The 21,812-nt window shown below is 66.8% G+C and carries 17 protein-coding genes; 13 read left to right on the top strand and 4 right to left on the bottom strand.

Annotated features, from left to right (window positions below):
- Window positions 1-16 precede the first annotated feature (16 nt).
- Window positions 17-505: a DUF3054 domain-containing protein gene (locus tag GOPIP_RS09315; protein WP_050955250.1), complete on the top strand. Its 489-nt coding sequence runs from the start codon at window positions 17-19 to the stop codon at window positions 503-505.
- Between the two features lie 47 nt (window positions 506-552).
- On the opposite strand, the gene GOPIP_RS09310 is transcribed toward GOPIP_RS09315, so the two are convergent.
- Entirely contained in the window at window positions 553-2,190 is a 1,638-nt protein-coding gene (locus GOPIP_RS09310) for an NTF2-like N-terminal transpeptidase domain-containing protein (protein ID WP_006369390.1), read from the bottom strand.
- A gap of 648 nt (window positions 2,191-2,838) precedes the next feature.
- Here GOPIP_RS09310 and GOPIP_RS09305 point away from each other — a divergent pair.
- From GOPIP_RS09305 to GOPIP_RS09295, 3 genes are all read left to right on the top strand, one after another.
- Window positions 2,839-3,603 carry a pirin family protein gene (locus tag GOPIP_RS09305; RefSeq protein ID WP_006369389.1) on the top strand — a complete coding sequence of 255 codons (765 nt, stop codon included), beginning with the start codon at window positions 2,839-2,841 and terminating at the stop codon, window positions 3,601-3,603.
- A 228-nt stretch (window positions 3,604-3,831) separates the two neighbouring features.
- Window positions 3,832-5,826: a M13 family metallopeptidase gene (locus GOPIP_RS09300; RefSeq protein ID WP_006369388.1), complete on the top strand. Its 1,995-nt coding sequence runs from the start codon at window positions 3,832-3,834 to the stop codon at window positions 5,824-5,826.
- On the top strand, window positions 5,810-6,373 hold the full coding sequence (locus GOPIP_RS09295) for a potassium channel family protein (protein ID WP_240524086.1): 564 nt from the start codon (window positions 5,810-5,812) through the stop codon (window positions 6,371-6,373). Before GOPIP_RS09300 ends, GOPIP_RS09295 begins: the two co-directional genes overlap by 17 nt.
- A gap of 24 nt (window positions 6,374-6,397) precedes the next feature.
- Here GOPIP_RS09295 and GOPIP_RS09290 read toward each other — a convergent pair whose 3' ends face one another.
- Entirely contained in the window at window positions 6,398-7,525 is a 1,128-nt protein-coding gene (locus GOPIP_RS09290) for an NDMA-dependent alcohol dehydrogenase (RefSeq protein WP_006369386.1), read from the bottom strand.
- 238 nt (window positions 7,526-7,763) lie between these two features.
- Between GOPIP_RS09290 and GOPIP_RS09285 the strand changes: the two genes are divergently transcribed.
- The 8 genes from GOPIP_RS09285 (at window position 7,764) to GOPIP_RS09250 (ending at window position 16,874) form a co-directional block, all read left to right on the top strand.
- On the top strand, window positions 7,764-9,983 hold the full coding sequence (locus GOPIP_RS09285) for an MMPL family transporter (protein ID WP_006369385.1): 2,220 nt from the start codon (window positions 7,764-7,766) through the stop codon (window positions 9,981-9,983).
- Between the two features lie 81 nt (window positions 9,984-10,064).
- Window positions 10,065-11,036 (top strand): R2-like ligand-binding oxidase, encoded by a 972-nt coding sequence (locus tag GOPIP_RS09280; protein ID WP_006369384.1) that lies wholly within the window; start codon window positions 10,065-10,067, stop codon window positions 11,034-11,036.
- A 48-nt stretch (window positions 11,037-11,084) separates the two neighbouring features.
- On the top strand, window positions 11,085-11,942 hold the full coding sequence (locus GOPIP_RS09275) for an alpha/beta fold hydrolase (protein ID WP_035727559.1): 858 nt from the start codon (window positions 11,085-11,087) through the stop codon (window positions 11,940-11,942).
- Window positions 11,943-12,136: 194 nt separating this feature from the next.
- Entirely contained in the window at window positions 12,137-13,090 is a 954-nt protein-coding gene (locus GOPIP_RS09270; protein ID WP_035727610.1) for an ABC transporter ATP-binding protein, read from the top strand.
- Window positions 13,087-13,824: an ABC transporter permease gene (locus GOPIP_RS09265; RefSeq protein ID WP_006369381.1), complete on the top strand. Its 738-nt coding sequence runs from the start codon at window positions 13,087-13,089 to the stop codon at window positions 13,822-13,824. The genes GOPIP_RS09270 and GOPIP_RS09265 overlap by 4 nt, the downstream gene beginning before the upstream one ends.
- A gap of 173 nt (window positions 13,825-13,997) precedes the next feature.
- Window positions 13,998-15,218: a sensor histidine kinase gene (locus GOPIP_RS09260; RefSeq protein WP_006369380.1), complete on the top strand. Its 1,221-nt coding sequence runs from the start codon at window positions 13,998-14,000 to the stop codon at window positions 15,216-15,218.
- Window positions 15,218-15,853: a response regulator gene (locus tag GOPIP_RS09255; protein WP_006369379.1), complete on the top strand. Its 636-nt coding sequence runs from the start codon at window positions 15,218-15,220 to the stop codon at window positions 15,851-15,853. Before GOPIP_RS09260 ends, GOPIP_RS09255 begins: the two co-directional genes overlap by 1 nt.
- 304 nt (window positions 15,854-16,157) lie before the next feature.
- The gene (locus GOPIP_RS09250; protein WP_006369378.1) at window positions 16,158-16,874 is read left to right on the top strand and encodes a slipin family protein; all 717 of its coding nucleotides are present in this window, start codon (window positions 16,158-16,160) and stop codon (window positions 16,872-16,874) included.
- Between the two features lie 153 nt (window positions 16,875-17,027).
- On the opposite strand, the gene GOPIP_RS09245 is transcribed toward GOPIP_RS09250, so the two are convergent.
- Both GOPIP_RS09245 and GOPIP_RS09240 read right to left on the bottom strand, forming a co-directional pair.
- Entirely contained in the window at window positions 17,028-19,199 is a 2,172-nt protein-coding gene (locus GOPIP_RS09245; RefSeq protein ID WP_006369377.1) for a 3-hydroxyacyl-CoA dehydrogenase NAD-binding domain-containing protein, read from the bottom strand.
- Window positions 19,200-19,232: 33 nt separating this feature from the next.
- Window positions 19,233-20,444: an acetyl-CoA C-acetyltransferase gene (locus tag GOPIP_RS09240; protein WP_006369376.1), complete on the bottom strand. Its 1,212-nt coding sequence runs from the start codon at window positions 20,442-20,444 to the stop codon at window positions 19,233-19,235.
- Window positions 20,445-20,574: 130 nt separating this feature from the next.
- Between GOPIP_RS09240 and GOPIP_RS09235 the strand changes: the two genes are divergently transcribed.
- Window positions 20,575-21,744, top strand: coding sequence for a TetR/AcrR family transcriptional regulator (locus GOPIP_RS09235; protein ID WP_006369375.1), 1,170 nt, complete (start codon window positions 20,575-20,577; stop codon window positions 21,742-21,744).
- Window positions 21,745-21,812: the final 68 nt, after the last annotated feature.

Here is a 21,812-nt window from a genome sequence, read left to right as displayed (position 1 = left end):
GCTACCGTGGATGACCATGTCGAGTTCTGACATGGCCACCAGGGGGGCCCGGTCCCAGTCACAGGCGTCTGCACACGTGCAGTTGCCGGTCACCGCACTCGTCGACATCGTCGCCGTATCCGTGTTCGTGCTGATCGGACGGGCCTCACACCACAACGGTTTCAACCCGCTCGGTGTGGCTCAGACGCTGTGGCCGTTCCTCGCCGGGACAGCGGTCGGCTGGTCGATCGTCTACGTCTACTCCCACGTCCGTTCCAGCGATTGGTTCGGTCGCGACTTCCGCCCGGAGCGCCTGGCACCGGCCGGGTTGGCCATCTGGTTCTGCACCGTCACCGTCGGCATGATCCTGCGGTACCTGCTCCACGAGGGCACCGAGGTGAGCTTCATCATCGTCGCGACACTGTTCCTCGGCCTGGTGCTCCTGGGCTGGCGGGCGCTGGCAGCTCTCATCCTGCGGCGCACGGGGACTGCCGAACCACCCCGACCGGCCGACGCCGCGCAGTAGCCGGCCACGATCGGGTCCTCGGTCCACACCGGGACGCGGTTGATGACTCAGTTGATCCGGAAGTACTTCTGCGCGACCTGTAGTGCCGCGGTCCCCGACTTCGGTCCCTCGGTGTAGATGACGATGACCTTGCCGCCCTGGACGCCGACGAACCATCCGGGGCCCTCGGGTCCGTTGGTGCCGACCAGCGCACGCAACCCGGGAGCGCCGGTGAGGTCACTGGCGTCGCCGGTCTTGACGGTGCTCGTCATCGCGGCCCAGATCGGAGTGGTCAGTCCGGCATCGAGATTCCCCAGCGATCCGCCCGCAACCTTGGTCGGTACACCGTTGATGACGTAGGGCGCCACCGAGCTCATCGTGCCCGACGCACTGCGCGCCATCGCCACCCCGAGCGCGGCCATGTTGGTCATCGACATCCGCGACGCCGCCGACTGCAGGTCGATCGTCGCGACGCCCGACCCCTGGGCCGGCGCGCTGGCGCCGGGGATCGTGAACTGCACGCCCAGGCCGAGCCGATCGAGCACCTGATCGGTGGTCTCCTGGTTGGCGCGGGCAGCCTTGTCGACGGCGGCGAGCACCGGGTCGAGGGTGGTGCCGACGGGGTAGGCGGCGTCGAGGTTGTTGCCCCGGTCGGCCGCGTAATCATTCTGTGCCACACCGAGAATCGCCCCGGTCTTCGCGTCGAGGGCCATGATCGTCGCCGGCTGGCCGACCTCGACGGCAGCGTCACCGAGACTGAGCTGGACGCCCTGATCGACCGAGGTGGACACGCTCGGCCCCGGAGGACCTTGCTGTCCGTCGAGCCGCTGCGGGGCCATGCCCGGCCCGACCATCTGCACCTGCCAGCCGGCGGTGGCGTCGCGGATGGCCTGCCAGTAATTGGTCAGACCCGCCTCCAACGGTGAGGACAGGCGCCGATCGGCCATGACGAGCATGCCGGCCTTGCGCACCGTGACCCCGGGCACCGACGCCGGGTCACGACTGAGGACTTCCATGTCGGAGTTGCGCAGGGTGACCGCGGTGATCGCCTGACCCGGCGTCTGGGCCAGCTTCTGATTGATCACCGAGGTGGTGATCAACGGGGCGATCGGGGCGAGCGCGTTGGCCAATGCCGCCGCCGAGGCGTTGACGTTGCGGGTCTGGGTGGGGTCGAGGACGATCTCGTTGACCGGCTGCAGATACATGAAGGTCTTGCCGGAGCGGCTGGTGACCGTCGGCGCCGGTGTGGCATCCGTGCGGATCTCCCGCAGGTTGCCGCCCGTGGGCAGCCCCGGATAGATCACGCCCGGGTCCCAGGTGACCTTCCACCCGGTCGACAGGTGCCGCGCACCGCCGGAGGTGGTCGAGGTGAAGCTGTGGTCGGCGTCGAACTTCCACGTCGTCTGCAGCGAGAACGACGCCGTGCCGTCGCTGTATTCGACCGGCTTGCGGACCTCGACGTCGACCTCACGGGCGTTCATCGCCTGGAAGGTCTGGGTGAAGGACTCACCGGCCTGGCCGGGTGCGGTGGTCAGCGACGCCGTCGCCGCCGCGTCCTGGCGTCCCCATGCCGCGGCGAAGGCATTGATCGCTGCCTTGGCACCGGTGTCGGGGGTCGGTGCGACCAACTCCTTGATGCCGAATGCGGCCGCACAGATCAGCACGACGCACGCGGCCAGCACCGCCCACTTCACACGAGTACCCATAGTCACAATTTTCACTCTAGTCACACGCGATTTCGATCCCGCGGGCTTGCAGTCGGGATTCGGACCGGTCACGATCGTGTCTCGTGCCGCGGTTTTGTCGCGAGTGGCCGTCTTCGTCAGTGACACGACGCCCTCATCGGACGTGCCGCCCGTCCCGCTGTCGCGTGCCGTGGGTGCCGGGATTGTCGACGTGGACGACCTGGGCGGGGCGTCGGCGCGCGAGTGCTTGGCAGTACGCACGGGGTCTGGGCGCACGGGGTCTGGGCGCACGGGGTCTGGGCGCGACGCCGCACCGGACCGAGTACTGGATCGCGGGGGCATGTCGCCCGCGCGGGGACGCGGGGTCGGCGGTGGCGCTTGCCGCGGGGTCGGTGGCGGCGCTTGCCGCCGGGATGGCCCGACCGCCCGCTGCGCGGACGGAGCTCCGGGTACCGCACGCCTGTTGACAGCGGGTGAGCGGCCGGGGGCGCGGACCGGCGTTCTGTCGTCGAAGCGGCGATCGCGGGGCCCGCGAGGTGCGGGCCGCACCTCGGCTTCGTCGTCCGCGGCGCGATGACGACCCGACATCGAACGTGGCGAGGGCTGCGGAGTGCGGGCAGCGCGGGACGGGCCCGAATCCGTGCTGTTCTCGGATGCCCATAATGGGGTATGGGCTACACGGTCATTCGGGCCGGAGACAGGAGCCTGACGGCGACCGCCTGGCTCACCTCCTACCATTGCTTCTCCTTCGGGGATCACTATGATCCAGCCAACACCCATCATGGTGCCTTAATTGCATCTAATGAAGAATTTTTACCGCCCGATTGTGGTTTCGGATCACATCACCATCAAGAATCCGAGATCGTCACATGGGTGAGCTCGGGCTCTCTGGTCCACCGCGACTCCGCGGGGCATGCGGGCGTGGTGGTCCCCGGCCTGGCCCAACGCATGAGCGCCGGACGCGGTATCGACCACTCCGAGCGCAACGACCCCTGGCCCGACCTTCCGGCGTCGGGTACCTCGACCACGCACTACGTGCAGATGTGGGTCATGCCCGACAGTCACGGTCTGTCCCCCTCCTACGCCCAGCGCGACATCTCCGCGGAGCTGTCCACCGGCGCCCTGGTGACGGTGGCCTCCGGCGATCCCACCCACGAGGCGGCCATCTCGATCGCGAACGCCGGCGCGACACTGTATGCAGCCCGCCCCTCGGCGGGCTCGACGATCCGGCTCCCCGGGGCACGGTTCACCCATCTGTTCGTCGTCACCGGGTCGGTGGATGTCTCGGTGGACGCCGACGACCGGCAGGCACCCATCGAGCTCGGCGCCGGGGACGCCGCACGCGGAACCGACGTCGACGACGCGGAGCTGACGGCCGGCGAGAACGCCGAGATCCTGTACTGGGCGATGAACTCGGCACTCGGGGAGTTCTGAACCCAGCTTTCGAAGAGTTCTGAGCCGATCGCCGGTTTTCAGTCATTTCTCTTTTAGCCGCGCTTGCTGACCTGGGCTTTTGCGGTCGAGCTACTCGCCGGATGACTGAAAACAGGAGAGAGGCAGGGCGGCCACGTCGGACTGACCGCACTCATCCGATGTTTCTCGCGAACACCCGTGATCCCTACCCGACCATGCCGGCTGACGGATCGCGACGGCGGTGACAGGATGGAACGCGTGACTGTGTCGAATACTTCTCTCCCCGCTTCCGGACTGGACCTCGACTGGGTCGACGACGCCGTGCGCGTCCAGGACGACCTGTTCACCCACGTCAACGGCAAGTGGCTGGAGTCCCACACCATCCCCGAGGACCGATCGGTCGACGGTGCCTTCCACGTGCTGCGCGATCGCGCCGAGGAGAACGTCCGCGACATCATCGTCGAAGCCGCCGAATCGAATCCCGAGAGCGGCACCGACGCCGCCAAGATCGGCGATCTCTACGGCTCCTTCATGGACACCGAGCACATCGAAGCGCTCGGCATCGGCCCGATCTCCGGCGAGCTCGAGGCCATCGCCTCGATCTCCGACGTCAGTGAGCTCTCCGCACGCATGGGTCGGCTGCAGCGGCACGGCGTCGGCGGGCTCTTCGGGTTCTACGTCGACACCGACGCCCGCCAGTCCGACCGCTACCTCGTGCACGTAGTGCAGTCGGGACTCGGCCTGCCCGACGAGTCCTACTACCGCGAGGACAAGCACGCCGCGACGCTGGACGCCTACCGGGCGCATGTGGCGCAGATGTTCACCCTCGCCGGCTTCGACGACGCCGGCGACCGGGCGGCCACGGTACTGCGTCTGGAGACCGCGATCGCCGGCCACCATTGGGACGTGGTCCGCCGTCGCGACGCGGAGCTCACGTACAACCTGATGAGTCTCGACGAGTTCGGTTCCGCGGCATCGGGTTTCGATCTTCACTCGTGGTTCGGCGGTCTGGGCACGGTCGGCGACACCACGTTCGCCGAGGTGGTCGTGGGGCAGCCGTCCTTCGTCACCGACGTCTCCGCGCTCGTCGCCCAGGCCCCCTTGTCGGACTGGACGACCTGGTTGTCGTGGCGGTTGCTGCGCACAGCGGCGCCGTATCTGTCCTCGGCATTCGTCGACGAGAACTTCGATTTCTACGGTCGCACCCTGACCGGCGCGGAGACCAATCGGGACCGCTGGAAGCGGGGCGTGGGCTTCGTCGAGAACGCGATGGGCTTCGCCGTCGGACGACTGTATGTGGCCAAGCATTTCCCGCCCGAGGCCAAGGCGCGAATGGACGAACTGATCGGCAATCTCGTCGAGGCCTACCGTCGCAACATCTCCGAACTGGAGTGGATGACCCCGGCCACCCGGGAGAAGGCGCTGACCAAGCTCGGGAAGTTCACCCCGAAGATCGGCTACCCGGCGCATTGGCGGGATTACAGTGCGCTGACCGTCGATCGTGGCGATCTCATCGGAAACGTCGCGCGCGCCGCGTCTTTCGAGCAGGATCGGGAGTTCGCGAAGATCGGCGCGCCGGTCGACCGCGACGAGTGGTTCATGACGCCTCAGACGGTCAACGCCTACTACAACCCGGGGATGAACGAGATCGTCTTCCCCGCGGCCATCTTGCAGCCACCGTTCTTCGATCCCGATGCCGACGACGCCGCCAACTACGGCGGCATCGGCGCGGTGATCGGCCACGAGATCGGCCACGGGTTCGACGATCAGGGCGCCAAGTACGACGGTGACGGCAACCTCGTGAACTGGTGGAGCGACGCCGACCGCGCCGAATTCTCCACTCGCACCCGCACACTCATCGATCAGTACAACGAGTTCACACCCGAGGGTCTCGACGAGAAGTACAAGGTGAACGGCGAGTTCACCATCGGCGAGAACATCGGCGACCTCGGCGGGTTGTCGATCGCGCTCGTCGCCTACGATCTCGCAACCTCGGGGACCGACGTGCCGGAGATCGACGGCCTCACCGGAACCCAGCGGGTGTTCTACAGCTGGGCGCAGATCTGGCGCACCAAAACCCGTGAGGCCGAGGCCATCCGCCGACTGTCGATCGATCCGCACTCGCCGCCGGAGTTCCGCTGCAACGGGGTCGTCCGGAATATCGACGCGTTCTACGAGGCGTTCGGCGTCACCGAGGGCGATGCTCTGTTCCTCCCGGACGCCGACCGTGTCCGGATCTGGTGAACCGCATCGCCGTCGGCTGATCGGCGGCCACGAGGTCACCCGCCTCGAGATGGCCGCCGGCGTGGTACGGCCGATCGCGGCGGGTGTGATCTTGCTGTTCGGTTATTTCCTGTTGCCGATCAACGCCGCGAGCAACTCCAAGGCCCTGGGGTTCCTGGTCGGTGTTGCATTGCTGATTGCGTTCTGCGGCTACGAGATCCACCACTTCCTGCGGTCACCGTACCCGGTGGTCACCGCCCTCGAGATGTTGGTGGCGCTGGCCACGTTCTACGTGATCGCTTTCGCGACAATGTATTTCATCTTCTCCGACTATGATCACGGTAGTTTCACCGAGAAACTCACCCGGATCGACGCGCTGTACTTCAGTCTGACGGTGTTCACGACCACCGGATTCGGCGACATCGCTGCCGTCGCTCAGGAAACCCGTGTCGCGGTGTCGATCCAGATGGTCAGCACCTTTGCCCTGCTCGGCCTCGGAATCCGGTTCCTGAGCCTGCTGGTCAGTGCACGACGCAAACCGACCGGCCATGACGGGCCGGTCGGTTAGCGCGGTGTCGAACTTCGGTGCAGGTCAGTAGTCGTCGTCGCCGTAGACGATCATGCCGCGAATGTTCTTGCCCGACAGCATGTCGTCGTAGGCCTCGTTGATCTGATCCTGTCGGTAGGTGGTGGTGATCAGATCCGAGAGGTTCAGCCGCCCGGCCCGGTACTCGCGCAACAGGTTCGGGATCTGGGTACGCGGTCCGGTCCCGCCGAAGATCGCACCCTGGACCCGCTTCTGCAGCAGGGTCAGCTCGAACAGGTTGAGCTTGACGTCCATCGAGGCGAAGTTGCCCATGCCGGTGACGACCACCTGGCCGCCCTTGCCGGTCAGGCTCAACGCCGGCGCGATGATGTCACCGAAGATCTCGCCGACCGTGATCACCGTGGTGTTGGCCATCTTGCCCCAGGTGATCTCGCCCAGAACCGGAGCGGCCTCCTCGATCGAGGCGAAGGTGTGTGTCGCTCCGAGCTTCTCGGCCATCTGCAGTTTGAACGGCACCGGGTCGATGGCGACCACGTAGCGCGCGCCGGCCGCGGCCGCACCCTGGATCGAGTTGATCCCGACGCCGCCGATGCCGATGACGACCACCGTGTCGCCGGTGTGGGTGTCGCCGATCTCGACGGCCGATCCCCATCCGGTGGCCACACCGCAGCCGAGCAGCGCCGCCTCGCGCAGCGGGATGTCGTCCTCGATCTTGACCAGCGAGGCCTCGTTGACGGTGATGTAGGGCGCGAAGGTGCCCAGCAGACACATCGGCGTCAGTGGCGTCCCGTCGGCGGTGTGCAGGCGGTGGGTGTCATCGGAGATCGACAGTCCCGTCAGCAGCCGTGCGCCCTCGTCGCAGATGTTCTGCAATCCCCGCGAACACGGTTCGCAGGTGCCGCAGGCCGGAATGAATGCGGTGACGACGTGATCACCTTCGGCCAGCCGCGTCACACCCGGACCGACCTTGGTGACCACCCCGGCGCCCTCGTGTCCGCCGAGCACCGGCATCGGTGCCGGGCTGTCGCCGGTGCGCAGGTGGTGGTCGGAATGGCACAGCCCGGACGCGGCCAAGCGCACCTGGACCTCGCCGGCGACCGGGTCGCCGACCTCGATCTCCTCGATCTGCCACGGTTGTCCGGGTTCGCGCAGGATCGCGCCCTTGGTCTTCATGGTTCTGCCCCTTTCTCGGCACAGTCGAATGCCCCGGTCGCCATCGTCGTCCATCCATGCACGCCTCGGCATGGATTTCGTGAGATAGGTTCCGCCGCAAAACATCTACACAGCAACCGGCGTCGTCGTCACCGCGATCGGTACGCAAGTACCGACGCGGACGGTTCGCCGGGCACCAGGACCCCTCCGATCCCGCCGCGGCACCGAATGGCTTCCGGACTCGTGAAAGGATGACCGCATGGCCAGTTCGGAAATGCCCGACTCTCGACCTCCCCGGCGCTCGTTTCTGCGCTGGCTGATCCCGGCCCTGCTGATCCTGGTGTGGCTGATCATCGGCGGGGGGCTCGGGCCGTTCGCCGGGAAGCTCGCCTCGGTCTCGACCAACGACAACACCGCGTTCCTGCCGGCCTCGGCCGAGTCGACCCAGGTCAACGATCAACTGTCCCGGTTCCAGGACACCACCGAGATCCCGGCCATCGTGATCGCGGTCCGCGACTCGGGGATCACCGCCGCCGACCGCGCCTACCTCACCGAGCAGACCCAGCGCCTGCAGGGCAAAGAGGGCTTCGCATCGGCGTTCTCGCCGGTCATCGGCTCCAAGGACGGCAAGGCCGCCGAGGTCTTCATCCCGATCTCCACCAAGGGCGAGCCCGCCGACACCGTCAAGACGTTGCGGGACTCGCTGGCCAATCCACCCAACGGCCTCGAGGTCAAGGTCACCGGCCCGGCCGGGCAGGTCGCCGACCTCGGCGAGGCGTTCGCCGGCATCGACGGTCTGTTGCTGCTGGTGGCCGGTGCCGTCGTCGTGCTCATCCTCGTCGTCGTCTACCGCAGCCCGATCCTGCCTTTCGTCGTACTCATCTCAGCGGTCTTCGCGCTCGGTCTGGCCTCCGGGGCGGTGTACTTCGCCGCCGATCAGGGCTGGCTCGAACTCAACGGACAGAGCCAGGGCATCCTGTTCATCCTGGTCTTCGGCGCCGCCACCGACTACGCGCTGCTGCTGGTGTCGCGGTTCCGGGAGGAACTGATGCACACCGCCGACAAGTACACGGCGCTGCGCCGGGCGTGGCGGGCCACCATCGAGCCGGTGTCGGCGTCGGCGGGCACGGTCATCCTCGGCGTGCTGTGTCTGCTGTTCTCCGACCTCAACTCCAACCGCAGCCTCGGACCGGTCGCCGCGCTCGGGATCGTCGCCTCGTTCCTGGCGTCGATGACCTTCTTGCCGGCCGCACTGGCCCTGCTCGGCCGAGCCGCGTTCTGGCCGTTGCGCCCGCACCTGGTCGAGACGCCCGACCCCGAAACGAAGACCGACGCCAAGAGCAACGGCGCCACCAGCGCCGACTTCGACGACGCCACCTCGAACACCCATCGCTTCTGGTACGCGATCGCCCAGTGGGTCGCGGCGCGGCCCCGCACCGTGTGGATCGCAACGTTGATCCTGCTGGTCATCGGCGCCTCGTTCGCCCCGATGTTCAAGGCCGACGGCATCGCCCAGACCGACTTCTTCCTCGGTGACGTCGACTCGGTCGCCGGCGCGCAACTGCAGGCACAGCATTTCGACGCCGGTGCCGGCACCCCGACGTGGATTCTCACCCGTGCCGATCGCGCCGACGAGGTCGTCGCCGCGACCCGCGGTGTCGACGGCGTCGCGCAGGTCAGTGTGCTCAGCAGCAACGGCGCGCCCGTAGTCCGCGACGGCGAGGTCGCGGTGCAGGCCACCCTGTCGGACAACGCCGAGTCCCTCGCCGCGCAGGACACCGTCGAACGCATCCGCACCACGGTGCACGCGATCGAGGGGGCCGACGCGAAGGTCGGTGGTACGACGGCGGTCGACCTCGATACGCGCACCACCGCGATCCACGATCGCAATCTGATCATCCCGATCGTGCTCATCGTGGTCCTCGCGGTGCTGATCCTGTTGCTGCGCAGCATCCTCGCGCCGGTGTTGTTGCTGGCGACGACGGTGTTGTCGTTCGCGACCACCCTCGGTGTGGCGGCGCTGCTCTTCAACGGCCCCTTCGGTTTCCCCGGCGCCGACCCGGTGGTCCCGTTGTTCGCGTTCGTGTTCCTCGTCGCCCTGGGCATCGACTACAACATCTTCCTGATGACCCGGGTGCGTGAGGAATCGATCCGGCACGGCACCCGCGCGGGCATCATCCGTGGGTTGACCTCGACCGGTGGCGTCATCACTTCTGCCGGTGTGGTTCTCGCCGCCACCTTCGCGGCGCTGGCGGTGATCCCGCTGCTGTTCCTCGCGCAGGTCGCGTTCCTCGTGGCCTTCGGCGTCCTCGTCGACACACTGATCGTGCGGACCCTGCTCGTACCCGCCCTGTCACTGGACATCGGGAGCCGTATCTGGTGGCCAAGCAGCCTGTCCCACAAGAGATCCGAGCCCGACGAGGACTCCGGCGATCCGGTCACCACAGGTACTCGGGCGTCGGAGGGCAATGTTTCCTGAGGGTTGAGCGATTCCGAACCCCAACCGGCGGGTAACCCGATAGCGTCGGACTCACCGCACAGGGAAAGCAGGTGACCCCCGATGACCATCGCCCAGAAGCCTCTCGCCGAACACTCCACCCCGACGCGATCGGACTTCGCCTCGCTGCGTCGCGGTGGACTGAACTGGGACTCGTTTCCCTTGCGGCTGTTCGTGAAAGGCAATGGGCGGTTCTGGGATCCGGCCGCGATCGACTTCAGCCGCGACGCCGAGGATTGGCACGAGATCACCGACGAGCAACGACGCAGCACGACGTTTCTGGTCAGTCAGTTCATCGCTGGTGAAGAAGCCGTCACCCAGGACATCCAGCCGTTCATGAAGGCGATGGCCGCCGAGGGGCGCTTCGGCGACGAGATGTATCTGTCGCAGTTCTGCTTCGAGGAGGCCAAGCACACGCAGGTGTTCCGTCGCTGGATGGATGCGGTGGGGCTCGACGACGATCTGCAGTCCTTTGTCGCCGACAACCCGTACTACCGCCAGCTGTTCTACGAGGAGTTGCCGCAGAGCCTGCACGTCCTCGACCACGATCCGTCCCCGCTCAATCAGATCCGCGCCAGCGTCACCTACAACCACGTCATCGAGGGGTCGCTGGCGTTGACGGGTTATCACGCGTGGCAGACCGTGTGCACCCGGCACGGCATCTTCCCCGGCATGCAGCGGTTGATCCGGTTCATCGGCGACGACGAGCGGCGCCACATGGCGTGGGGGACGTTCACCTGCCGTCGTCACGTGGCCGCCGACGACTCGCTGTGGGAGGCGATCAACACCCGGATGGGCGAGCTGATGCCGTTGGCGCTGGGCATGATCACGTGGGTCAACGAGCAGTTCGACGAGCAACCGTTCGGCCTGGACAACAACGAGTTCCTCGCCTACGCCGCCGATCGCGCGCAGCGACGGCTGCATGCGATCGAGTCGGCCCGCGGTCGAGACGTCGCCGAGATCGACCTCGACTACTCCCCTGCCGAACTCGAGGAGCGGTTCGGCGAGGAGGAAGCCGAAGCGCTCGGCACCTGACCGCCGACCCCGATGACAAACAACTAGAACACGTTCTAGTCTGTGGGGGTGGATGTCTCCTTTGACGCGACCCGACGCGAGCTGACCACCGACAAGGGCGTGCTGCGCTACCACGAGGCCGGCGCTGCCGATGCACCGCCGCTGATCCTGCTCCACGGCTCCGGCCCGGGCGTGACCGGATGGCGCAATTACCGCGGTAACCTCGGCTTTTTCGCCCAGACCCATCACTGCTACGTCATCGAGTTCCCCGGCTTCGGGGTCAGCGATGCGTGGGAGGGCATGCCGGTGCTGACCGCAGGTAAATCGGTGATCACCTTCATGGACGCACTCGGGATCGCCTCGGCGCCGATGATCGGCAACTCGATGGGCGGCGTCGTCGGGGTGAACCTGGCCATCCGCAAACCCGATCGCGTCGAGAAGCTGGTGACCATCGGCGGCGTCGGCCCCAACCTGTTCAGCCCCAGCCCGAGCGAAGGCCTCCGTCTCCTGCAGGAGTTCGCCGACGACCCCGATCGCGACAAGCTCGTCCGTTGGCTGACCGCGATGGTCTACGACCGCACCCTGGTCACCGAGGAACTCATCAGTGAGCGCTGGGAGGTGGCGATGAATCCCGACGCCTTGGCCACGGCCAGAACGATGTACGGCTCAGCATCTTTCGAGATGCAACAGCAGTTCATGGCGACCGCCGACATCCCGCCGTACTGGGCGATGATGCACAAGATCTCCTGCCCGACGCTGCTCACCTGGGGCCGCGACGACCGGGTCAGTCCGCCCGACATGGCGCTGGCCCCGATGCGGCTGATCCCCGACGCACAACTGCACGTCTTTCCCCGTTGTGGCCACTGGGTGATGATCGAGGCCAAGGAGGCCTTCGAGGCGACGGTGGCGGCGTTCCTGGCGAGCTGACCGGCCCCTTTCCCGATTCTTCCCCAAGACTCTCGTTCTTCCCTCAGAAATTGCCAGGGGAAGAACGAGAACCTTGGGGAGGAACGTCCGAACCACCTCAGGCCGCGAGCCCACCCCGCGTCCACCGATCGGTTGACCGAGGTGTGGTCATCCGGTGGATCCGCTGCCCGCTCGATCCGGCCATGCTGGATGTCATGGCAATGATCGAGGTCGCAGGACTGACGAAACGCTACGGCGACAAGCAGGTCGTTCGTGGTGTCGATTTCGAGGTGGCGCAGGGCGAGATCTTCGGCATCCTCGGCCCCAACGGCGCGGGCAAGACCACGACCGTCGAGTGCATCGGCGGTCTTCGCAAACGCGACGGCGGGCACGTCCGCGTCGCCGGATTCGACCCGGCCGACGAGGACCGCGGCCTGCGGGAGGCACTCGGAATCCAGTTGCAGGAGAGCCGACTTCCCGACAAGCAGACCGTCGGTGAGGTGATGCGCCTGTATTCGAGTTTCTACGAAGCGCCGCGCGACTGGCGGGAACTGCTCGAGCGGCTCGACATGCGCGCATACGAGCGCACCTATTTCGCCAAGCTCTCGGGCGGGCAGAAACAGCGGCTGTCGGTGGCACTGGCGCTCATCGGCAATCCGAAGGTCGCGATCCTCGACGAGCTCACCACCGGCCTCGACCCCAGCGCCCGCCGCGAGGTATGGGGCCTGCTCGAGGACCTCAAGGACACCGGCGTCACCCTGCTGCTCGTCAGCCACTTCATGGAGGAGGCCGAGCGCCTGTGCGACCGCGTCGCGGTGATCGACGACGGACGGGTCGTCGCGCTCGACACCCCGGCGGAGTTGGCCGCGTCGGTCCACGCCGACCAACGAATGTCGTTCGTACCCAACGCCATTGTCGACGTCGACGCACTGAGCGCGTTACCCGACGTCCACCGCATCGACCACAGCGGCGAGAGGGTGATCGTCACCGGAACCGACAACGTGGCGTCGGCGGTCATCATCGCGCTGCACGAGCGCGGGATCGCCTGCCGCAAGCTGCGCGTCGACCAGCCGAGCCTCGACGACGCCTTCCTGGCGCTCACCACCGCAACCGAGCCCGACCCCCCAACCGACGCCGATACCGACACGACGCAAGGAGCCCGACGATGAGCGCCGCCACTGCCATGATCGCCTCGGAAGCCCGGCTTCTCGTACGCAACCCGGGTGTCGTCCTCTGGACGGTGATCCTGCCGGTCGCCGCGGCGATCGTGATCGCCTCCATCCCGGCCGCCCGCAAGCCCGTCGGCTCCTTCGGAGGCCTGAGCACCTTTCAGGTGTACCAGCCCATCCTGGTGTTGTTCGTGCTGTCGATGCTCGCCGTCCAGGCGCTGCCCGACGTCCTCACCCGGTACCGGGAAATGGGTGTGCTCAAGCGATTACGCACCACGCCGGTCTCCCCTTTCCTGCTGTTGACCGCCCAGTTCGTGCTCATCATGGGAGTGTCGCTGGTGTGCCTCGCGCTGATCGTGGTGATCCCCGGCATCATCTCCGGCCAGTGGCCGCACCATCTGTTCGGCTTCGTCGTCAGCTATCTGCTGTCGTGCTGGGCATTTCTCGGCCTGGGCATGGTGATCGCGTCGTTGTTCCGTAATGCCAAGGTGGCAGCGGGATTCGGTACCCTCGCGTTCTTCGTGTTGCAGTTCTTCGCGGGCCTGTGGATACCGCGGTCGACGATGCCCGGATGGATGCACACGATCTCGAATCTGACGCCGTCGGGCGCGGGCACCCAGGCATTGGTGGACACGGCGACCACGGGCTGGCCCCCGATCGGCTTCTTCGGCACACTGGTCGTGTGGGGAGCTCTCGCCACGATCATCGCGATGCGGACCTTCCAGTGGGAATAGCCGCGTCGGAGAGCCACGCGGCGCTGCACCCTCGCCCGCGTGGCATCACCCGACGCCGCAACCCGCGGCCAACGAGCACCCGGCCTCGCAGCATCCTCCTGCATCGCATTCGAGAACGCGAGCCCCACGGCCGGTGGATCGACTGCCGGACGACGCTGACCTGGCCGGATACGTTGCTGCCGCCGCAATCGGAGGTGTGGGGGCTGCGCGTGCTCACTCTCGCGGGCCTGGTGGTCGCCCAGCTCGTGCCGGCCACCCATCTGCACCATGTGATCGGCGCCGTCCTGATGCTGACGTTGATGGCGTTCACCGAATTCTGGATCCGGATCGACATCACGCCGATGTGGCGGCGGTTCACGGTGTTCGGGATCACCACCGCACTGCTGGCCGCCGCGATCGCCGTGACACCGATGGCCGGGATCGCGTCGTGGGCCGGCTACATGCTTTACGCGTCCCTGTTCACCGGGCCGCCCATGCTGCTGTGCGTCGCCGGCTCGTGTGTGCTGATGACCGCCACCCAGCGCAACGGCTGGCACAATCTCCTCGACCCGTGGTGGGCCTCGATCCTGTGCTGGGCGCTCAACGTGGTGATCGGTCTGGCGGTGGTGGCCGTCATCGATGCCCGTGAGTCCACCCTGCTGCGGCGCCGCGAACTCACCGAGGAGCTGATCGCCGAACGCTCTCGCAACGCCGAACTCCAGCAGGAGCTCCTCGAGCAGGCCCGCCGCAGTGGTGTCCACGACGAGCGGGCCCGGTTGGCGCGCGAGCTGCACGACACCGTCGCCCAGGGCTTCGTCGCCGTCGTCACCCAGCTCGAATCGATCGATGAGGACGATCTCGCCTCCTCGGTGCGCGATCGCGTCGAGAACGCGAAAGCCCTTGCGCGCGAAGGGCTCGGCGAGGCACGTCGAGCGGTCAACGCCCTGCAGCCGCTACCGCTGGCCGCCCGGTCCCTGGCCACCGCCCTGCAGGAGCAACTCGCACTGTTCTCCCGACGTCACGACATCGCGGCGACGCTACGGGTCGACGGCTCCCCACGCCCGCTGGTGGGCGACGATGCGCTGCTGCGGATCACCCAGGAATCACTGGCCAACGTGGCCCGTCATTCCGGAGCCACCCAGGTGGTGACGACCCTGACCTACCTCGACGACACCCTGCTGCTCGACATCCGGGACAACGGGCGCGGTTTCACCCCCGACGAGACGCGGCGTTGTCCGGACGGCGGTTTCGGGTTGACCGCCATGGCCGAACGCGCCGCGCTGATCAACGGGACACTCGAGATCGAAGCCGAACCGGGAGCCGGCTGTGTCATCTCGGTGGCGCTACCGTTCCCGGCGTCGACCGATTGCGTGGGCACGCCGCGGTCGGCGGATCGAGCGGAGACGAGGCGATGATGCGCGACGCCACGGATGCGACGATCAGCATCGTCGTGGTCGACGATCATCCGGTGGTACGCGACGGTATTCGCGGCATGCTCGAGCGGGAGCCGGGGATGTCGGTGATCGGCGAGGCCGCCGATGGAGCCGAGGCACTCACCACGATCGCGCGACTGCACCCCGACGTCGTGCTGATGGATCTACGGATGCCCGAACTCGACGGGGTGGGCGCGATCCGAGTGCTGCGAGCCGAGAACCCGGACGCGCCACGGATACTCGTGCTCACCACCTACGACACCGACACCGACATCCGGGCCGCGGTCGACGCAGGCGCCGACGGATACCTTCTCAAGGCGACGCCGCGTGCCGATCTCATCGCCGCGGTACGCCGCGCCGCAGCCGGTCAGAGCGTCCTCGACCCGAGTGCTGCGGCAAGTCTGATGAGCCGCAACCGGTTCGAGGCGCTGACCGAACGCGAATGCGAGGTGCTGCGGGCGGTGGCCGGTGGCGGCACCAATCGTCAGGTGGCCGCCGAGCTGATGATCAGTGAGGCCACGGTGAAGACGCACCTGCTGCGGCTCTACCCCAAGCTCGGCGTGAAGGACCGCGCCGCAGCGGTGCGGGTGGCCTTCGAGCGCGGCTTGATCCGCTGAGCGTTTATTCGCTTGCGCCCTCGCCACCCGCCCTGGCAGAGTTCACTCCCGCACGAGAGAGCAGCCGATCGCGGGGTACCGTCGATCATGTTCTGCGCGTTGTACTCTCGCGCATCCATTTAAGGTATGGCTACGGTCCGTGCTACGGCACCGGGGTTCGACTCCCCACTCGGCACCGCCCCCGGGAACCCCGGTGGGCCTCGGTCCTGCGGCCACGCGTGGAGGTCTCGCGCGTGTCCCCACCGACGCACCCGCCCGCGGGCGGTGTCCGCCGCCATACACCGCCGCCGAAGGGAGGTTCGCCTTGTCCATCATCACATCCGCATTCGCCACGGTCTCCGTCCCGGCCGGCCATTGCGTTCTCGAATACCGCCGTGGACGACTGTCCCGGACGCTGACACCCGGCCAGTACCGTCGGCGTCGGACGGCAACCCACACCTGGCTCGACATGCGTGCGCGCGTCATCTCGGTTGCACCGCAGGAGATCCTCACGGCCGAGGGAGTGTCGGTTCGCGTGACGGTGGCCCTGCGCGCGACGATCACCGACCCCGTCGCCTTCGTCGAACAGTCCAACGACCCCTGGTCGGCCATCTACCTCTCGGCTCAGGTTGCGCTGCGCGACTCCTGTGCGTCGGTGTCGCTCGAGGATCTGATGGCACGTGGTGATGCAGTCGACATGGGCCTCGTGCTCGCCGCTGCGCGAACGGTCGGTGCGACCGTGGGTGTGACCGTCGCCGAGGCGCTGCTCAAGGACGTCATCGTGCCGAGTGAGATCCGTTCGGCGGCAACCGAGCTGATCTCCGCCAAGGCGCGCGGCCTGGCCAAGCTGGAGACCGCACGGGCGGAGACGGCTGCATTGCGCTCACTCGCCAACGCCGGCCGTGTGCTCGACGCACACCCGGCACTGGCACAGTTGCGCCTGGTCCAGGAAGCGCCGCATGGCACCAGGCTGGTGTTGTCGGTGGGTGATGCTGCGCAAGTGGACGATTCGGCTGCCGCGCAGGTGGCCGACGACGACTGACGCAACCGTCGCCACCGACGACGACACCCGGGGAGGAAAGATTCTTCCCCGGGTGTCCCACTCGTCCCCCAGAGATTTCCTGCGGACGAAAGCGAAAGTGGGGGAAGAAGATTCTTCCCCCACTTTCGCGTATCGCTCAGCTCATCAAGCGGCTCAGTACTTCTCGCCCTTGTTCGCCTTCTCCACCAGCGAGGCCGGCGGCTCGAACTGTGCGCCGTACTTCTTGGCCAGTTCGCGGGAGCGTTCGACGAAGCCGGCCAGGCCGCCTTCGTACTGGTTCATGTACTGCACCACACCGCCGGTCCACGCGGGGAAGCCGATGCCGAAGATCGAGCCGATGTTGGCGTCGGGCACCGAGGTGATGACACCTTCCTCGATGCAGCGCGCGGTCTCGACGGCCTCGGCGAAGAGCATGCGCTCCTTGAGGTCCTCGAGCGACTGCTGGCTGCTTCCGGAGTTGAACTTCTCCCGCAGACCCGGCCACAGCCGCACGCGCTTGCCGTTCTCGTCGTACTCGTAGAAGCCGGCGCCTTCCTTCTTGCCGGGACGGCCCTGCTCGACGAGGTAATCGATGACGGCGAACGATCCGTGCTGCGGGAATTCCTTGCCCTCCGCCTCGGCGGCAGCCTGGGATTCCTTACGGATCTTCTGCATCAGGATGAGATTCAGCTCATCGGACAGCTGCAGCGGTGCGGCCGGGTATCCGGCCTGGGTGCCGGCGTGCTCGACCAGTGCCGGTTCCACACCTTCGCCGACGGCCGCGATGGCCTCGTTGATGAAGGTGCCGATGACCCGGCTGGTGAAGAACCCGCGGCTGTCGTTGACCACGATCGGGGTCTTGCGGATCTGCAGGGTGTAGTCGATCACCTTGGCCAGCACCGCATCCGAGGTCTTCTCACCACGGATGATCTCCACCAGCGGCATCTTGTCGACCGGCGAGAAGAAGTGGATGCCGATGAAGTCCTCCTGGCGCTTGACGCCCTGGGCGAGGATCGTGATCGGCAGCGTCGAGGTGTTCGAGCCGAGCACGGCGTCGGGCTCGACGATGTCCTCGATCTCCTGGAACACCTTGTTCTTCACCTCGACCGACTCGAAGGCGGCCTCGATGACGAGGTCGACACCCTTGAAATCGGCGGCGTCGACGGTCGGCGTGATCCGCGCGAGCAGCGCGTCACTCTTCTCCTGGGTGGTCTTGCCCCGCGAGAGCGCCTTCTCCTCGAGCTTCTCCGAGTAGCCCTTGCCCCGCTTGGCGGCCTCGATGTCGATGTCCTTGAGGACCACCTCGATGCCGGCCTTGGCCGAGACGTAGGCGATCGCCGCACCCATCATGCCCGCGCCGATGACGCCGACCTTCTTGGCGGTGTACTTGTCATAGCCTTCCGGCCGCGAGCCACCGTTGTTGATGTGCTGCAGGTCGAAGAAGAACGCCTTGATCATGTTCTGCGCGACCTGACCGGTCACCAGCGACACGAAGTAGCGGGTCTCGATGATGTCGGCGGTGTCGACGTCGACGTAGGCGCCCTCGATGGCCGCGGCCAGGATGGCGCGCGGAGCCGGCATGTTGGCGCCCTTGATCTGCTTGCGCAGGATCGCCGGGAAGGCGGGCAGGTTGGCCGCGACCGACGGATTGGTGACCGCACCACCGGGCATCTTGTAGCCCTTGACATCCCACGGCTGGACCGCTTCGGGGTTGGCCTTGATCCATTCCTTGGCGGCCGGCACGAGTTCTTCGACCGAGCCGACGAGCTCATCGACGAGACCGGTCTCCTTGGCCTTGGCGGCGTTGAACCGCGGGCCCTGCAGGAGCACGTTCATCAGCGCGGCCTGGAAGCCGAGCAGACGCACGGTACGCACGACGCCACCGCCACCGGGCAGCAGACCGAGGGTGACCTCGGGCAGACCGATCTGGACACCCTTGATGTCCGCGGCAATGCGGTGGTGGGTGTGCAGCGCGAGCTCGAGGCCGCCACCGAGTGCGGCACCGTTGATGGCGGCGACGACCGGCTTGCCGAGGGTCTCGAGCCGACGCAGCACCTTCTTCATGCCGTTGGTGCGCTCGGTGATCGCGGTGGCGATCTCCTCTTTGGTCTGGGTCTGCTCGGCGGTCATGTCCTTGAGGTCGCCGCCGGCGAAGAAGGTCTTCTTCGCCGAGGTGATGACGACACCGGTGATGTCGTCCTTCTCCGCCTCGAGACGATCGACCGTGGCGGCAATCGAGTCCATGAACGTCTGGTTCATGGTGTTGGCGCCCTGGCTCTTGTCGTCCATGGTCAGGATGACGACGCCGTCGGCATCCTTCTCCCAATTGATCATGTTGTCACTCATGGTTTTTCGCAGATTCCTTTGGTGAGGTGGCCGTCAGAGACGCTCGATGATGGTCGCGACGCCCATGCCGCCGCCGATGCACAGGGTGACCAGGCCGTAGCGACCGCCGGTGCGCTCGAGCTCGTCGAGGCAGGTACCGAAGATCATCGCGCCGGTCGCACCGAGCGGGTGACCCATCGCGATCGCGCCGCCGTTGACGTTGACCTTCTCGTGCGGGATCTTCAGATCCTTCATCCACTTCATGACGACCGACGCGAACGCCTCGTTCAGCTCGAACACGTCGATGTCGTCGACGGTCAGACCGGCCTTCTTCAGCGCCAGCTCGGTCGCCGGGGTCGGACCCGTCAGCATGATCGAGGGCTCCGAGCCGACCTCGGCGAAGGCCACGACGCGACCGCGCGGGGTCAGGCCGTTGCGCTTGCCGGCCGCCTCACTGCCCAGCAGCACGACCGCGGCACCGTCGACGATGCCGGAGCTGTTGCCGCCGGTGTGGACGTGGTTGATCTTCTCGAGGAAGGGGTACTTCTGCATGATCACGTCGTCGAAGCCGGCCATCTCGGCGAGCGCGGCGAAGGCGGGCTTGAGCTTGCCCAGCGACTCCACCGTGGTGCCCGGACGACGATGCTCGTCGTGATCGAGCACGATCACACCGTTGATGTCACGAACCGGAACCACCGACTTGGCGAAGTAACCACTCGTCCACGCCTTCTCGGCGCGATTCTGCGACTCGACGGCGTAGGCGTCGACGTCCTCGCGGCTGAAGCCCTCGATGGTGGCGATGGTGTCGGCACCGATGCCCTGAGGGGTGATGTAGTGGTCATAGGCGGTCGCCGGGTCCATGAACAGGGCGCCACCGTCGGAGCCCATCGGGACACGGCTCATCGACTCCACGCCGCCGGCCAGGACCAGATCGTCGAAGCCGGAGGCGACCTTCGATGCCGCCATGTTGGTGGCCTCCAGGCCCGACGCGCAGAAGCGGTCGATCTGGGTGCCGGGGACGGTCTCGGGCAGACCGCTGTTGAGAGCCGCGGTGCGGGCGATGACGCCACCCTGCTCACCGACAGGCGACACGACACCCAAGATCACGTCGTTGATCTCTGCCGGGTCGAGTCCCCCGTGCCGGGCGAGAACCTCGTTGATGATCCCCGATGCGAGATCAACCGGCTTGATGCTGTGCAGCGCTCCGCCGCGCTGCTTGCCACGCGGCGTACGCAACGCCTCGTAGATGAATGCTTGATCGGCCACGATGCTGTGTTCCTTTCACATGAACCGGAGACGGTTACCACGACAGGCTAACGCGGAATAACTTATTTGGCCATACCCGGTGGTCAACACTTGATCCTGACCGGCAATTCTGCGCTATGGTCGATTCACCATGCCTAGCCCGAAGCCCACCCGCGCCCGACCGGCCGACCGCAAGCGGCAGCTCGCCGACCATGCGGCGACGCTGTTCGCCGAGCGCGGCTACACCCAGGTCGCCCTCGCCGACATCGCGCGGGCGGCCGGTGTCACCGCGCCCTCGGTCTACCGGCACTTCGCCGACAAGCACGCCTTGCTGTTGGCCGCGGTGATGGGCGGCGTGGACGAGTTGGAGGCGTGCACCGACCGGTTGCTCGACGACACCGACTCGAGCCCGGAGGAACTCGTCGACGCGGTGTGTTCGATCGGGGTGCGCAGACCCGCGGCCACGTCACTGTGGCGCTCGGCCAGCCAGCACCTCAGCGAGGAGGAGAACCGGGTGATCGTCCTGCGCATCCGCGGCGTCATGCACCGGTGGGCCGGGGTCCTCGCCGCGGGCACCGGCATGCCCGAACGCGAGGCCGTCGAATTGTGTTGGGCGACGCTGAGCGTCGCCGGAAGTCTGGGCGTGCACAACGCGCGCCTGTCGGCCACCCGGTCATTGGCCGAGCTCAAGATCCTCGTGCATCGGCTGATCACCCTGCGACCCGACTCGGCCCCGCCGATGGTGCCGGCGCCGGTGATGACCGGCGGATCCCGTACCCGCCGCGACGAGATCCTCGACGCCGCAGCCGAATTGTTCGCCCGACGCGGCTATGCCGGTGTGGGCGTTGACGATATCGGTGCCGCGGTGGGGATCACCGGTCCCAGCGTCTACCGGCACTTCAGTTCGAAGCTCGCCATCCTCGTCGGCATCGGCCGGCGCAGCGCCACCCGGTTGGAGGCCGGCGCGATGGCCGCCCACTCGACCACGTCGGACAGCGCGAAACTCCTGTCCCTGCTGGTCGATTCGTACGTCTCGACGCTCACCTCCAGCCCGGACCTGTCGGTCGGTTTCAACAACTCGGCGGTCTTCATCGGCCAGTCCGACGCCGCCGACCTCCTCGACGTCCAACGAAACTACGTCGCCCGCTGGGTCGACCTGATGACGCGCACCCATCCCGACCTCGACCGGCCGGAGGCAGGCGTGGCCGTACACGCCGCGTTGTCGATCGTCAACGACGCGGTCCGCGTCCGACGTGGCACCTCGCGTCCCGACTTCCCGGCCCGGATGGCATATCTGATGAAGGGTGTCCTGGGGGTCTGACACGACGCTCGTGTCAGCGGCGTACGCCACCACCGTTGCTAGACTCACCGGGACCACGACGACGGGAG

The sequence above is a fragment of the Gordonia polyisoprenivorans NBRC 16320 = JCM 10675 genome (genome assembly GCF_000241325.1).
GTDB lineage: Bacteria > Actinomycetota > Actinomycetes > Mycobacteriales > Mycobacteriaceae > Gordonia > Gordonia polyisoprenivorans.
This window is presented reverse-complemented; position numbering and strand designations above follow the sequence as displayed.

What these genes read in the sequence shown, in the direction of transcription:
- GOPIP_RS09315 (WP_050955250.1), top strand. Translation starts at nt 17, where the DNA reads ATGTCGAGTTCTGACATGGCCACCAGGGGGGCCCGGTCCCAGTCACAG.
- GOPIP_RS09310 (WP_006369390.1), bottom strand. Translation starts at nt 2,190, where the DNA reads ATGGGTACTCGTGTGAAGTGGGCGGTGCTGGCCGCGTGCGTCGTGCTG.
- GOPIP_RS09305 (WP_006369389.1), top strand. Translation starts at nt 2,839, where the DNA reads ATGGGCTACACGGTCATTCGGGCCGGAGACAGGAGCCTGACGGCGACC.
- GOPIP_RS09300 (WP_006369388.1), top strand. Translation starts at nt 3,832, where the DNA reads ATGGAACGCGTGACTGTGTCGAATACTTCTCTCCCCGCTTCCGGACTG.
- GOPIP_RS09290 (WP_006369386.1), bottom strand. Translation starts at nt 7,525, where the DNA reads ATGAAGACCAAGGGCGCGATCCTGCGCGAACCCGGACAACCGTGGCAG.
- GOPIP_RS09285 (WP_006369385.1), top strand. Translation starts at nt 7,764, where the DNA reads ATGGCCAGTTCGGAAATGCCCGACTCTCGACCTCCCCGGCGCTCGTTT.
- GOPIP_RS09280 (WP_006369384.1), top strand. Translation starts at nt 10,065, where the DNA reads ATGACCATCGCCCAGAAGCCTCTCGCCGAACACTCCACCCCGACGCGA.
- GOPIP_RS09270 (WP_035727610.1), top strand. Translation starts at nt 12,137, where the DNA reads ATGGCAATGATCGAGGTCGCAGGACTGACGAAACGCTACGGCGACAAG.
- GOPIP_RS09265 (WP_006369381.1), top strand. Translation starts at nt 13,087, where the DNA reads ATGAGCGCCGCCACTGCCATGATCGCCTCGGAAGCCCGGCTTCTCGTA.
- GOPIP_RS09255 (WP_006369379.1), top strand. Translation starts at nt 15,218, where the DNA reads ATGCGCGACGCCACGGATGCGACGATCAGCATCGTCGTGGTCGACGAT.
- GOPIP_RS09245 (WP_006369377.1), bottom strand. Translation starts at nt 19,199, where the DNA reads ATGAGTGACAACATGATCAATTGGGAGAAGGATGCCGACGGCGTCGTC.
- GOPIP_RS09235 (WP_006369375.1), top strand. Translation starts at nt 20,575, where the DNA reads ATGCCTAGCCCGAAGCCCACCCGCGCCCGACCGGCCGACCGCAAGCGG.